Origin of the sequence: Bacillus coreaensis, from assembly GCF_050586445.1 — a bacterium.
GTDB lineage: Bacteria > Bacillota > Bacilli > Bacillales > Cytobacillaceae > Robertmurraya_A > Robertmurraya_A coreaensis.
Map to the genome: position 1 here is coordinate 186,027 of NZ_JBOCCY010000004.1, position 13,824 is coordinate 199,850.

General features: G+C 41.3%; 10 protein-coding genes. 9 read left to right on the plus strand and 1 reads right to left on the minus strand.

The window, feature by feature from the left end; genetic code table 11:
- The first annotated feature begins 113 nt into the window (after nucleotides 1-113).
- The 9 genes from ACQ5H4_RS08635 (at nucleotide 114) to ACQ5H4_RS08675 (ending at nucleotide 11,862) form a co-directional block, all read left to right on the plus strand.
- Nucleotides 114-1,907, plus strand: coding sequence for a cache domain-containing sensor histidine kinase (locus ACQ5H4_RS08635; RefSeq protein ID WP_430774532.1), 1,794 nt, complete (start codon nucleotides 114-116; stop codon nucleotides 1,905-1,907).
- 2 nt (nucleotides 1,908-1,909) lie between these two features.
- Nucleotides 1,910-3,502 carry a response regulator gene (locus ACQ5H4_RS08640; protein WP_430774533.1) on the plus strand — a complete coding sequence of 531 codons (1,593 nt, stop codon included), beginning with the start codon at nucleotides 1,910-1,912 and terminating at the stop codon, nucleotides 3,500-3,502.
- An 884-nt stretch (nucleotides 3,503-4,386) separates the two neighbouring features.
- Nucleotides 4,387-5,112 carry a ThuA domain-containing protein gene (locus tag ACQ5H4_RS08645; protein WP_430774534.1) on the plus strand — a complete coding sequence of 242 codons (726 nt, stop codon included), beginning with the start codon at nucleotides 4,387-4,389 and terminating at the stop codon, nucleotides 5,110-5,112.
- Nucleotide 5,113: 1 nt separating this feature from the next.
- Nucleotides 5,114-6,145: a Gfo/Idh/MocA family protein gene (locus tag ACQ5H4_RS08650; RefSeq protein ID WP_430774535.1), complete on the plus strand. Its 1,032-nt coding sequence runs from the start codon at nucleotides 5,114-5,116 to the stop codon at nucleotides 6,143-6,145.
- Complete coding sequence (locus tag ACQ5H4_RS08655; protein ID WP_430774536.1) at nucleotides 6,145-7,173, plus strand: Gfo/Idh/MocA family protein; 1,029 nt, start codon at nucleotides 6,145-6,147, stop codon at nucleotides 7,171-7,173. The genes ACQ5H4_RS08650 and ACQ5H4_RS08655 overlap by 1 nt, the downstream gene beginning before the upstream one ends.
- Nucleotides 7,170-8,138 carry a sugar phosphate isomerase/epimerase family protein gene (locus tag ACQ5H4_RS08660; RefSeq protein ID WP_430774537.1) on the plus strand — a complete coding sequence of 323 codons (969 nt, stop codon included), beginning with the start codon at nucleotides 7,170-7,172 and terminating at the stop codon, nucleotides 8,136-8,138. Before ACQ5H4_RS08655 ends, ACQ5H4_RS08660 begins: the two co-directional genes overlap by 4 nt.
- Nucleotides 8,139-8,158: 20 nt before the next feature.
- Nucleotides 8,159-9,850, plus strand: a complete 1,692-nt coding sequence (locus ACQ5H4_RS08665; RefSeq protein ID WP_430774538.1) for a glycoside hydrolase family 13 protein — start codon at nucleotides 8,159-8,161, stop codon at nucleotides 9,848-9,850.
- Between the two features lie 763 nt (nucleotides 9,851-10,613).
- Nucleotides 10,614-11,198 (plus strand): transposase, encoded by a 585-nt coding sequence (locus tag ACQ5H4_RS08670; RefSeq protein WP_430774539.1) that lies wholly within the window; start codon nucleotides 10,614-10,616, stop codon nucleotides 11,196-11,198.
- Nucleotides 11,179-11,862: a magnesium chelatase domain-containing protein gene (locus tag ACQ5H4_RS08675; RefSeq protein WP_430774540.1), complete on the plus strand. Its 684-nt coding sequence runs from the start codon at nucleotides 11,179-11,181 to the stop codon at nucleotides 11,860-11,862. Before ACQ5H4_RS08670 ends, ACQ5H4_RS08675 begins: the two co-directional genes overlap by 20 nt.
- On the opposite strand, the gene ACQ5H4_RS08680 is transcribed toward ACQ5H4_RS08675, so the two are convergent.
- The gene (locus ACQ5H4_RS08680; protein WP_430774541.1) at nucleotides 11,843-13,513 is read right to left on the minus strand and encodes a recombinase family protein; all 1,671 of its coding nucleotides are present in this window, start codon (nucleotides 13,511-13,513) and stop codon (nucleotides 11,843-11,845) included. The two genes, ACQ5H4_RS08675 and ACQ5H4_RS08680, sit on opposite strands and share 20 nt — an antisense overlap.
- Nucleotides 13,514-13,824 lie beyond the last annotated feature (311 nt).

Below are 13,824 nucleotides of genomic sequence, written 5' to 3' on the forward strand. Positions count from 1 at the left end.
ACCAACAGGGTGGAAAATATTGAACGGTTTCATTTTTTACACCCTCTGTTGAAGTCCAAGAAAATTGTGCTACAATGAGTGGGATTTCGTGTCCAGAGGAGGAGCAGGGAGCTATGAAGTGGGGAATTCGAAAAAAGTTAATCATCTTTTTAATGCTGGCAACCATCCTTCCATTTGGTACAGCGATTGGAATCACCTATTACCAAACCACCAACTCTATTAATGATCAGTTTGTCTCCACGAATCATGACCTTATCACAAAAGGGGAGCAGGAGCTGACGGTGTATCTGGAAGATATTGCACAAATGTCAACGGTGCTCTATCGATATGACCCGCTAATGAGCGTGATGAGAGAAGGAATATCGGGAGACATTGGGAGTAACCAAGAAGAAATCCGACGCGCGCTAGCGTATTTATTTAATACACGTCCTGAAATTGAACAAATGCATCTGTATATTGATAAGGAAAAGGACTCGTTTACGAACTATCATTCTACGATTAGTGGCAGGGGTGAATACGAGAATATCATGTCGCATCCTTATTATGCGCAGCTGCCTCGTCATGATGATTTTTATTTAATTGAACCGCCACATGAAATATCCAGCTACAACAATATGGCCTTTATACCCAAATCACAGAGTACAAAGGTCCTCAGCTTTCATAGCATCATTCGCGACGTACCAGCGGAAGATATATTAGGTTTTCTCTCCATTGATATTAATTTATCAAGAATCGGAGCGGTTGCGGATCGATTATATACGAAGGACATCGAAGAGCTTTTCATTGTGAATGACCAAGGAATCGTGGTGTATTCCTCTAATGAAGAGATGATTGGAGAACCGATGACCGAAAGTTGGTACGAACCAATCAAGGAGCAACCAACCTCCACAAAGAGCCTCGAGTGGGAAGAAGGGGTGATTGTGTTTGACCAATTTTCAGGACCTGTGGAAAATTGGTATATTGCGAAGCGAATTCCGTATGATGTGTTGTACCAAATCGCTCGCCAGACAGCCTTCACCAACATTCTAATTGGAATTGTAACCATGGTGGTCGTACTAGTAGCCACCATGTTTGTTTCCTTTAAAATTACAGCCCCTATCAAAGTGCTGATCACTAATATGAAAAAGGTAGAAAAAGGGGAGTTCAAGGCTGATTTTGAGTCATTAGGAAATGACGAAATTGGTATGCTAGGAAAGCATTTTAAGAGCATGATTGAAAAAATAAATGAACTGATTGAACGCGAATACCGGTTGGATATAGAGAATAAAGCCTCCCAGCTTCGTGTTTTGCGCTCACAAATCAATCCGCATTTTTTATATAACTCACTTCAGTCGATTGGCACGTTGGCACTCAAAGCTAACGGGACAAAGGTGTATACGTTGTTAACGTCACTTGCAGGAATCATGCGATATAGCATGAATATGAAGGAAGATGTAGTTCCACTATCACATGAAATACGGCATGTGAAATCATACTTGCAGCTGCAGAAACAACGATTTGATGATCAATTTAATTTTCACTTGGTTATTCAAAAGGAAACAGAGGGAATTTTGGTTCCGAAAATGATTCTGCAGCCGATTGTTGAAAATTGCTTTAAGCATGGCTTTGATCAGCATACAGATAAACAAGCGATCATCATTTCTGCGGCTGTCCAGGAAAATGGGATGCTTAAAATATCCGTGAAGGACAATGGAGCAGGGGTAACCGATGAGCAATTAAGCCTTATTCGTCACGAGTTGTATAGTGGAACGGAGAAGTCGTCGGCATCGATCGGCCTGAAAAATATTTATGATCGATTAGTGATTTATTATCGAAATCAAGCGGATTTTTCCATCTATAAAAATGGAGAAGAAGGCTTTGTTGTAAGCATATGCATTCCTGTTGAAATGCCAAAGGAGGGGAACTAGCCGTGATCGTTTTAATTGTTGATGATGAAAAACATGTACGTGAAGGAATCAAACTTCTAGGGAATTGGGAAAAGCACGGAATCACCACGATCTATGAAGCAAGCAATGGAGAAGAAGCAACCAACCTCATTGAAAAACACCGTCCAGAGATCATTTTTTCCGATATGAAAATGCCGAAAATGGACGGCACGAAGCTACTCGAATGGATCAAAGGAAATCACCCCACAAGCAAGGTGATCGTCGTCACTGGGTACGATGACTATCATTATATGAGAAAAGCAATTCACTTCGGAAGCACGGATTATTTGCTGAAGCCTGTGGATCCGGAAATATTGAATCAAACGTTAGAAACGGCAGTGAATGAATGGAAAAAGGAAGAAGAGGAGCGGAAAAAAGAAGAAACGAGCGGGCAGTTGATGAATATGATGAAGCCCGTCTACCGCGACCGAAAGTTCACGCAGCTCATGAATAGTGACGAGGGTGTGGACGAGGGATTGTTCGAGGAATTAGGATTTCAGTCATCACGAAGTTATAAGGTAGGGATTATTCGGGTGAACCGAAGAACGATTGAAGCTTTTGGTGGAGATCGTGATTTAGCCTATTTTACAGTACTAAATGTGGTAAACGAAATGTTACTAGAAAAAGAGTGCGGAATCGGATTTCGATATTTATCTAACAAAGGTGAGGTTGTCATCATCTTTTGGGATCGATTTGATGAGGTGAAGGAAATTCTCACTGGCATTTACAAATCGTTGCAAGCGGCTATGAATATCGCCTGTCCGATCGCTTTAGGGAAAATGGTCGAGGAAAGCTCCCAGCTGAAGGGATCGTACCGAGAAGCGAGGATGGTACTCGTGGGCAGAAATCTGTTGGAGCCAAAAGCATGTAAGGTGTATGTGGAATATATGATGCCGGACAAACCGTTGAAGAGCCTTATGGATTACTCCTCAAGCATAGACCTCGCGATTCAGGCAGGGGAAATCGAAGCATTTGATGAGCTCATTGAGCAGGTGCGGATCGATTTTACCGAACAGAACTACTTATCGGTTAGACAAGTAGTGCAGTTTGAAAATGAGTACTTGCTATTGAGCAATCGCTGGTATAAAGCCAATAAGCTTGAGGTGAAGGTATCTGAAGATGTCGAGGGCCGAGTCGATTCGTTCTTTGATGAAGAAGGGAACTTCATGCTGGAAGACTATGTGGCTGCGAAAAGGCGCGAGATCAGTTTGTTTTTAAGGAAGCTGAAGAAACAGGTCAGTAGAAAAACAACTAATATCATTGAAGATATTGAAGCGTATTTGCAGGCAAACTTCGATCGTGACGTGAAGCTACAAGAGATTTCTGAGCATTTTTACATTAGCCGCGAGTATATTTCACGAAAGTTCAAGCAAGAATTTAACGTAAATATCTCTGATTACATCGTGAACATCCGCATGAAAAAGGCAAAATCGCTGTTGAAAAATAGCCAGCTGAAAATTTATGAGATTGCAAATATGATTGGTTATCAGGATGATAAGTATTTTCGTAAGGTGTTTAAGAAGGTTGTGGGGATTACGCCGAATGAGTATCGGGCGGGTTTGGTTGGGAAGAAATAGAGTTATTGGGAGACTACTTTGAGGTGGTCTCTTTTATTTGTATGGGGAAATTTGTAGGTGGTTGGAAAGGAGAGGTCGAGTTGGCGGGGGTGTCAGTGCCTGTTTATTAGGAAAATAGGGTTTGGTGGTCACTGAAAGGGTGATTGAGTTCCCGATGAAGGGAGGAGAACGGGGTTAGCGGTAAATGAAAGGGCAGTTGAGTTCCCGTAGGAGGGAGGAGAGCGGGGTTAGTGGTAAATGAAAGAGCAGTTGAGTTCCCGTAGGAGGGAGGAGAGCGGGGTTAGCGGTAAATGAAAGAGCAGTTGAGTTCCCGTAGGAGGGAGGAGAGCGGGGTTAGCGGTAAATGAAAGAGCAGTTGAGTTCCCGTAGGAGGGAGAAGAACTGGTCTAACGGTAAGTGAAAGGGCAGTTGAGTTCCCGTAGGAGGGAGGAGAGCGGGGTTAGTGGTAAATGAAAGAGCAGTTGAGTTCCCGTAGGAGGGAGAAGAACTGGTCTAACGGTAAGTGAAAGGGCAGTTGTGTTCCCATGGAAGAAGAGAAACTAGTCTAGTGGTAACCAAAAGAGCAGTTAGGTTCCCGTGAGGCAGGAAACCAAGTCTAGTAGTAATCAAAAAGGCACTTAGGTTCCCATAAGGGCAGGAAAACTAAGCTACCGGAAACCAAACATCCAGTTAGATTCCCATGAAAGCAATAAAACGAAACTTATGGTAACGAAAAGGGTTTCTAAGTCCCCATGAAGCAGAATATATATATTTGATAGTAATCTGGTTACTTTCACATCCGGTGAGGTCAATATTTTCCACCCTACTCGTCAATGTAAGCAGTTTCATAAAATCTATGAATCTCTAAAATAGGGAGTAAGATATTGTAAAAGGAGTGGTTTGACGTGGTGAAGGTAACAGTATGGAATGAGAATCGACATGAGCAGAAGAATCCAGTGGTAAGGGATATTTATCCGGAGGGTATTCACGGGGCGATTGCGTCGTTTTTAACTTCAGCAGGTTACGAAGCGAAGACAGCGACACTTGATGAGCCGGAGCATGGATTAACGGATGATGTGTTAGCGAATACAGATGTACTTGTTTGGTGGGGACATCTTGCTCATAACGAAGTATCAGACACAGTCGTACAAAAGGTGCAGCAGCGCGTTCTTGATGGAATGGGCTTAATTGTGCTTCATTCTGGCCATTTTTCGAAAATCTTTAAAACATTAATGGGAACGAGCTGTGATCTGAAGTGGCGTGAAGCGGATGAGAAAGAGCGTCTTTGGGTAGTGAGCCCGAGTCACCCGATTGCAGAGGGAATCGGTGAATATATTGAGTTACCACAGGAAGAAATGTACGGTGAGCATTTTGATATTCCGCAGCCAGATGAGCTTGTTTTTACTAGTTGGTTTGAGGGCGGCGAAGTGTTCCGAAGCGGCTGTACATATACACGCGGAAACGGGAAGGTGTTCTACTTCCGACCAGGACATGAAACGTACCCAACTTACCATAATGAAAAAATTCAAAAGGTCATCACAAACGCAGTCAAATGGGCACAGCCAGTGAAGAGAGAACGTCCAGTTTACGGAAATGCAAAACCGTTAGAAACGATCAAAGGGGGAAACTAGCATGAAAAAACTACGTGTAGGTGTGATTGGCTGCGGAAGTATCGCGCGCCATCGCCATTTACCTGAATATGCTGCAAATCCGAATGTGGAGATTGTGGCGGTTTGCGACAATAACGCGGAGAGAGCACTAGAAATCGGAGAAAAGTATGGAGTTCCATCGTACACAAGTTTCGTGGAACTTTTAAGAAACGCAGAAGTTGATGCGGTGAGCGTGTGTACACCGAACTATCTTCATGCACCAATCTCGAATGCCGCGCTGCTTGCAGGTGTTCATGTTCTATGTGAAAAGCCAATGGCAACTTCAGAAGAGGAAGCAAAATCGATGATCGAGACAGCGAAAAATAGCGGCAAAAAGCTAATGATCGCGCACAACCAACGTTTTGTGGCTTCTCATCAAAAAGCTCGTCAATTGATTCAGAGCGGTGAAGTTGGAAAGATTTATAGCTTCCGTACCGCTTTCGGACACGGTGGACCAGAAGGCTGGAGCGTGGAAGGCAAGGAAGGTTGGTTTTTCCAAAAAGATAAAGCGTTCGTTGGTGCAATGGGTGATTTAGGTGTTCATAAAACAGACCTTCTACGATATATACTAGGAGAAGAAATCGTTGAAGTGGGTGCATTTGTTGAGACGAGTGCAAAGGAATTTGCTACGGTTGATGACACAGCAGTTTGTGTGTTGAAAACAGAAAGCGGTATCATTGGGACACTTGCGGCGAGCTGGTCGTATGTGAGCAAGGAAGACAACTCAACGATTATTTATGGAGAGAATGCGATTCTTCGTTTAGAGGACGATCCAACCAATTCGTTAGTTGTTCAATACAAGAATGGTGACGTCGTGAATTACCAATTAGGAAAAATTCAGTCGAATGACGAGGGCGGCCAAAGTAGTTCGCATGTGATTGATCTGTTTGTGGATGCTGTGCTAAATGATAGAGAAGTGGCTGTGAGCGGCGAAGAGGGAATGAAGTCCTTAGGAGTAATCTTAGCAGCTCTTGAGTCTAATGAAACGAAACAAATTATGAGAGTAAAAGAATAATGGAAAAGCTACGAATCGGGATTATCGGGGTTGGCGGGATTGCACAGGCCCGCCATATCCCGGCTTTTCTTGCTTTAGGCGATAAATGCACGATTACGGCCGTTAGTGACGTGAATGGTGAACGAGCTCGCGAGGCGGCGGAAAAGTTCAATATCCCACATGTGTTCGAGGACTATAAAGATCTTTTTCAAGAGGTAGATGCGGTTTGTATTTGTACTCCGAATAAATTTCATGCAGAAATTACGATTGCTGCGTTTGAAGCGGGAGTCCACGTGCTTTGTGAAAAACCGATGGCGCTAAGTGCGGCCGAGTGTGAGAGGATGATTGACGCTTCGAAAAAGGCAAACAAGGTACTGGCGATCGCGTATCACTACCGTTTTATGAAGGAAGCCATCGCGGCGAAAAAGTCGATGGAAGACGTTGGGGAGGCATTGGTTGTCCGGGTTCAAGCGCTCAGACGTCGCAAGGTTCCTGGCTGGGGTGTTTTTACAAACAAAGAACTACAAGGTGGCGGAAGCTTAATTGATTTCGGTTGCCATCTTCTTGATTTGGCTCTTTGGCTGATGGGAAATCCGAAGCAAACAAGCGTTACGGGTCGCACATACAATACGTTAAGTAAAATTCCTGGTCAAGTAAACCAATGGGGAACGTTTGACCATCAGACGTTTGAGGTGGATGATCATGTAACGGCTTACATGAGGTTTGAGAACAGAGCTTCGATGCTGTTTGAAACGTCTTGGGCAGCCAATATCAAGGAAGATGTGGCGAACGTGAGCATTTCGGGTGTTGAGGGCGGAATAAATGTATTCCCATTTGAACTATACACAACGAAAAACGGCATGCTTTTTAACATGCAAGCGGATTGGATGCCAGGGGAAGAGGAACCAGATGTGCCACAGGCAAGGAATTTTGTCGCGGCTTGTTTGGGTGAAGCGGAGCTTGTGGTAAAACCAGAGCAAGCACTACAAGTATCACAAATTATTGACAAGATATACGAGAGCAGTGAAAGGGAGGAAGGTTCACGATGAAACTAGGTGTATTTACAGTGCTTTTTGCAGAAAAATCATTCGAGGAAATGCTTGATACGGTAAAAAATGCAGGCTTACATGCAGTTGAAATTGGTACAGGGTGTTATCCAGGGAATAACCATTGTGATCTGGACGGTCTTTTGGAAAGCGAAGAAGCAAGAGCAGAGTATCTTCGTAAAGTGGAAGAGCGCGGTTTAATTATTAGTGCGTTCAGTTGTCATGGTAACCCGATTTCTCCTGATAAGGAATTTGCGGAGCAGTCCAATGATACGTTGTTGAAGACGATCAAGTTGGCGTCACTTTTAAACGTACCAGTGGTGAATTGTTTCTCTGGTACAGCTGGTGATCACGAGGATGCGAAACAGCCGAACTGGCCGGTGGCACCATGGCCGAATGAGTATGGCGATGTGTTGAAATGGCAGTGGGAAGAGAAGTTGATTCCTTACTGGCGTGAAGTTGGGCAATACGCTAAGGATCATCATGTGAAAATTGGTCTAGAGTTACATGGCGGATTTTTAGTTCACACACCATATACTTTGTTAAAGCTACGCGAGGAAACTTGTGACGCAATTGGGGCGAACCTAGATCCGAGTCACTTATGGTGGCAGGGAATTGACCCGGTGGCTGCGATTAAAATTTTAGGAAAAGAAAATGCGATTCATCATTTTCATGCGAAGGATACGTATATTGACCAAGACAATGTCAATATGTACGGATTGACCGATATGCAGCCGTATGGGGAGATCCGAACTCGTGCGTGGAACTTCCGCAGTGTGGGTTGTGGACACAGCCTGAAGGAATGGTCCGATATGATGAGTGCGTTACGAACTTACGGCTACGATTATGTTGTGAGCATTGAACATGAAGATCCAATTATGTCGATTGAAGAAGGCTTCACTCGTGCAGTTGTGAATTTAAAGTCCGTATTAATTGAACAGCCTGTATCACAAATGTGGTGGGTGTAAGTAGAAATAGAGGTGCGAACGTGAACAAGAAGTGGTGGAAGGAAAGCGTTGCCTATCAGGTGTATCCAAGAAGCTTCATGGATAGCAATGGAGACGGGATTGGCGATTTAAAGGGGTTAACCTCGAAGCTAGATTATATAAAGGATTTGGGCATTGATGTGATTTGGCTTTCGCCGATGTACAAATCGCCGAACGACGATAACGGCTATGATATTTCCGATTATCATGACATTATGGATGAGTTTGGGACGATGGCGGATTTTGATGAGCTGTTGGCGGGTGTTCATGAGCGTGGGATGAGGATTATTTTGGATTTGGTGATCAATCATACAAGCGATGAGCATCCTTGGTTCATTGAGTCACGGTCGAGCAAGAATAACCCGAAGCGCGATTGGTATATTTGGGCCGACGGGAAGGAAGGCAAGGAGCCGAATAACTGGGAGTCGATTTTCAGTGGTCCGGCTTGGAAGTATGACGAGGAGACCGACCAGTATTTCATGCATATCTTCTCGACGCGTCAGCCTGATTTAAACTGGGAAAATCCAGAGGTGCGTGAGTCGTTGGAGAACATGGTGAACTGGTGGCTTGATAAGGGCATTGATGGATTCCGTGTGGATGCGATTTCTCATATTAAAAAGAAGCCAGGTTTCCCGGATATGCCGAATCCTGAAGGGTTAGATGTGGTTCCTTGCTTTCCTTACATGATGAATGTGGAGGGAATCGATGAGTGGCTGGCTGACTTTTCACAGAGGACCTTTAAAAAGTACGATGTGATGACGGTCGGGGAAGCAAATGGGGTTAAGATTGCTGACGCGGATCGCTGGGTTGGAGAAGAGAACGGCTATTTTAATATGATTTTTCAGTTTGAGTTTTTGGACCTTTGGGATAAGAACTCGGATGACAGTCGTGTGGATGTGCGCGCGTTGAAAAAGGCGCTGACAAAGTGGCAAACGGGATTGGAAGGAAGAGGATGGAATGCGCTCTTCATCGAAAATCACGATCAGCCGCGCCGCGTGTCGAGCTGGGGGAATGACAAGGAGTACTGGAAGGAAAGTGCGAAAATGCTGGCTGCGCTGTACTTTCTGATGAAAGGAACTCCGTTCATTTACCAAGGCCAAGAAATTGGAATGACAAATGTGCAGTTCCCGAGGATTGAGGATTACAACGATGTGGGTATGGTGAATTATTACCGAGTGGAACGCGAGAAAGGTCGCTCACATGAGGAGCTCATGAAGCTTATCTGGAAGCAATGCCGAGACAACTCTCGCACGCCGATGCAGTGGAATGCTTCATCAGAGACGGCTGGATTCACGAGTGGGGATTCTACATGGTTGGGCGTGAACCCGAATTATGTGGATATCAATGTCGAGAAGCAGCTGGACGATCCGGATTCGATCTTGAGCTTTTATAAGCAGTTGATCCGGTTGAGAAAGGATCAGCCTGTATTCGTGTACGGTACGTATGAGTTATTGCTGGCAAATCATCCGAAGCTGTTCGCGTATACGCGCAAATGGGGGAAAAAGATGGCGCTTGTGGTGAATAACTTCAGCGAAGACGTGACAAGATTCAGAGTGCCGGGAAGTTCTGTTGTTAGTGCTGGAGGGAAACTAGGAGACTTTGAATTAGTGTTGGCAAACTATGAAGGGGTTGACAGGAAGCTCCACAAAGAGTTCACCCTCCAACCTTACGAAACAAGAGTCTACTTACGGTGACAGACACCGTCCGTGGACAAATATGGCCAATCTGTCTTTTTAGGGTGTCTGTCACCCTTCGTGGACAGATTTGGTCTTTTTGTATTTCTGGAGTGGACAGTTGGTAGAGGAGGGGAGTAGTATAATACAAGCCTCCGCTTTCCCAAAGCAATAACCCCCAATATTGTTAATGAATATTGGGGGTTAATATGCATTATTTTTTCTTCCCACATAATACACATTCACTTGTATAGTAGCTGTATTTATGATATCTCCTGATAAAACACAGGATAGCTTTTAATTTCCCCATATATATTAACTCCTCTATTGTTAAATACCTTAGGACAATAATAGAGGAATGTTATTATAGGCTGGTTACAATTTGATTAAGAATTATAACATTGCTATTACAATATAGAGACAGGGGGCTAATTTAGTCCTCGTTTTTATTTTTAAGTTGAAGGTGAGGGTAAGGTGATTGTTCATATAGTTGATGCCACATCTTGCGGTGACAGACACCCTCGGTGGACAAATATGGGCAATCTGTCTTTTTAGGGTGTCTGTCACCCTTCGTGGACAGATTTGGCCCTTTTGTCTTTCTAGAATGGACAGTTTGGAGGGAAGAGAGATTGTTATGTTTATTATGATTTGTATGAGGTAAACTGTTGACTCTATTTATTGGTGGGTGAGAGAGTAGTATAATACAAGAAACCCCGCTCCCCCGTTTTTTAAAACTACCAAGTTCTCCACAAAAAACACCATTCTAATTAAAGGAGGTTCACGCATGGTAAGACGTGCACGTACTTGGTTTCCGGGTGCGAAGTATCATATTACAAGTAGAGGAATCAGGAAGCAACCCTTGTTTTACGATGATCCCGATCGAAGGAAATACTTAGGAATGTTATTTGAAACTAAAGAAAGATACGATTTTAATATCCACACCTACTGCCTTATGTCCAATCATATTCATCTTCAGCTTGAAACCACAAAAATTCCTCCAGGCCCGATCATAAAATACCTTCATAGCAAATACGCCAGGTATTTTAACCTCAAATATGACTTCTCCGGACATGTGTTCGAAAAGAGATATTTCCACGATATAATCGATTCCCCTGAACATGAGTTAGAACTTAGCCGTTATATTCACAGAAACCCCTTATCTGCAGGTATCGTTGAATCTTTAGAAACTTACCCATGGAGCAGTTACCGAGCCTACATGTTCAACGAACACAATCCCCTTGTAACCAAAGAGCAAATTCTCTCGTATTTTCCTGAACCAAGGCAAGAACACTATCTAGAGTTTTTGATGCAAAAAGAGAATTATGGATCAAAAGAAATGGAGCGGTTGTATGGCTTCAATTGTTTATAGTTTTGCTTTGTTGGGGATTGATGGGCAGGTGGTTGAAGTGGAGACAGATACAATGGTGGGAATGAGTTCCGTATCCATTGTGGGGTTAGGTGATAAAGCAGTGAAAGAGGCACGAGAAAGACTGGAAGCAGCGATGTTATCATCAGGCTTTGTTTTTCCTGTAGTCAAAGTGGTTTTTAACCTTGCCCCTTCTGATATGAAGAAAACAGGAACTCATTACGATTTGGCTATGGCAATAGGGTTACTTTTAAGAAGCAACCAAATACCCGAACCAAAGGATTTGAATCAAACGGCATTTATTGGAGAACTTTCATTGAATGCTAACATTCGTGGAAGCAGTGGAATTCTTCCCATGGTTTTAAAAGCAAAAGAGGTTGGAATTAAGAAAATTCTCCTACCTATAGAAAATGTACAGGAAGCGAAATTAGTAAAAGGGGTAGAAATCTTTGGATGTAGGGATTTAAGAGAGGCTGTTGGAATATTGGGAGGGAAGGTACCAGACGAACTACTACTAAGTGAAAACGGTATTCTAGAACAACAAACCTCACTAGATTTTATTGATGTTAAGGGACAGGAAATCATCCTTAATTACATGGTAATAGCAGCAGCTGGGGGACATAATCTACTTACATTAGGTTACATTATCAGCCAATATAATCACTGACATTAAGATTGGTATAATCTATTCTCTTCCCTCGTATTTGTTCTGAATAGTTACCAACATATCTATTTATCACATCAAAAACTTTTAATTCAAAATTCGCATATGGTTGCTTTCTATTCTCACTATCTCTTTCAATTGTTATAGTTTTTATATTATTGATTATCTCTTCTCTAGTGAAGACTTTTTTTATACCCTCGGTTTTTATCATACTTATTATTTTATTTAGTTCCTCAATATCTTCTAATATTTCATTTTGCCCTTTTGAAAGTTCAGTAATTTCTTGTTTAATTCTCTTTATTTCCTCTTCAATTTGTTCATTTTTTTCATGTAATACACTCATGTCAAAGGTATCCTCTAAATATAAATCAATAATTTTACTTTTCTTTTCCTCCAATGTATTCAATTCATCTTTTTTAATTTCGGCATCTTCAAATGTATCTTTATCAATACTTTGCTTCATTCTTTCTTGTATCTCAGTCAACTGTTCTATTTGTATATCTTTATTATTGTTAAAAACTTCATAAAGTCCACCATGTGCAAGACCATATAAAGCAGTATGGATATATTCTTCTGAAAGATTAACATTATCACACGCTTTAATACCTCTAGTTTTCTTTGTAGAGCAATTATAAAAAACCCTTCCTTTATCTACATTTCTTGTATATGATGCACCACATTGTTTACACTTTATTAATCCTGCAAATTCGCTCTTCCCATGATAGACACCTCTTTGTTTTCTTGCCTTTGATTTTCTTATTTCTTGTGCTTTTTGAAATATGTCCTTTTCGATAATGGCAGGTACTCTTTCCTCATGGATTACCCATTCATTTTCAGGTCTTTTTTTAGGAGTTTTTTTCTTATGGAATACAACACCTGTGTCATATTTATTGCGTATTAAAGTTCCACAATATTTTTCATTTTCTAATATTCGTGAAATAGTGCTTTTAATAAATGGCTTTCCTTCTCTCGTTCTATAGTTATTTTCATTTAAATAATCAACTATTTTACGAAATCCATATTTGTGATTAACATACAAATTGAAAATTTTAGATATTACTTTTGCTTCATCTTCAATAATCTCTAATTCCTTTGTTACTAAATTGTAGTTGTACCCATATATTCTTTTATTAGTAAAGATATTTCCCTTTTTAGCACTTTCGAAAATACCAAATTTGACCTTTTTACTTTTATCAATCGAATCTTGTTGGTCAAAATTTAAAAATAAATTTAAAACAAACTCATAGTCTTCTTTGTCTGTAGAGATATTTATATCAAAAAAGTCAATGTATACACCGTTTTCCTTTAACTTTCTAATTATAGATATTACTTCCATATTCCTAGCGAACCTACTAGAATTTTTCACTAAAATACGCTTAAACATAGGTTTACGGTCATGGTCAATTCTAAAAGTTGGTTCTCCTTCAACGTCAATTATATTTAATCCTGCGTCATACAACATTTGATTAAATTGTTCCCGTTTACTTAGAGATGTTCCTGTAATTCCCTTATCTGCATAGATTTTATAAAGGGAATATTTTTCATTTTTTTTAATTTCCCGTTCAAAATAAGATTTTTGATTTTCAAAGCTATTTTCTTGGTCTTTTGAATCGGTGGAAACCCTACAATAAGCACATACACTAACCTTTTCCATAATGCTATATCACCTCACCTTGATATTGTACCTTAATTAATTATACTACATTATCAAGTTAATTGATTGTCATTTTTAATTAGATTGTGGGAGTGGGAGTGCTTGTACAATAGACTATATTCAATCATTATATTTTGGTGATAACATACCCCCACTAAAACAAAAAAGACACTCTTTAGGAGTGCCTAGAATAGTAATTCGAGTATTCTCTATATAGATTCTCTAAATACCTTTTATTTGGCGATATGCTGTACGGGACATAAAATTTCACAAAAACAACATTAAATCAATGTTTTGGCTTTTTTATTCCT

Coding starts and splice junctions, on each gene's coding strand:
- ACQ5H4_RS08635 (WP_430774532.1), top strand. CDS start 114: ATGAAGTGGGGAATTCGAAAAAAGTTAATCATCTTTTTAATGCTGGCA.
- ACQ5H4_RS08650 (WP_430774535.1), top strand. CDS start 5,114: ATGAAAAAACTACGTGTAGGTGTGATTGGCTGCGGAAGTATCGCGCGC.
- ACQ5H4_RS08655 (WP_430774536.1), top strand. CDS start 6,145: ATGGAAAAGCTACGAATCGGGATTATCGGGGTTGGCGGGATTGCACAG.
- ACQ5H4_RS08660 (WP_430774537.1), top strand. CDS start 7,170: ATGAAACTAGGTGTATTTACAGTGCTTTTTGCAGAAAAATCATTCGAG.
- ACQ5H4_RS08670 (WP_430774539.1), top strand. CDS start 10,614: ATGGTAAGACGTGCACGTACTTGGTTTCCGGGTGCGAAGTATCATATT.
- ACQ5H4_RS08675 (WP_430774540.1), top strand. CDS start 11,179: ATGGCTTCAATTGTTTATAGTTTTGCTTTGTTGGGGATTGATGGGCAG.
- ACQ5H4_RS08680 (WP_430774541.1), bottom strand. CDS start 13,513: ATGGAAAAGGTTAGTGTATGTGCTTATTGTAGGGTTTCCACCGATTCA.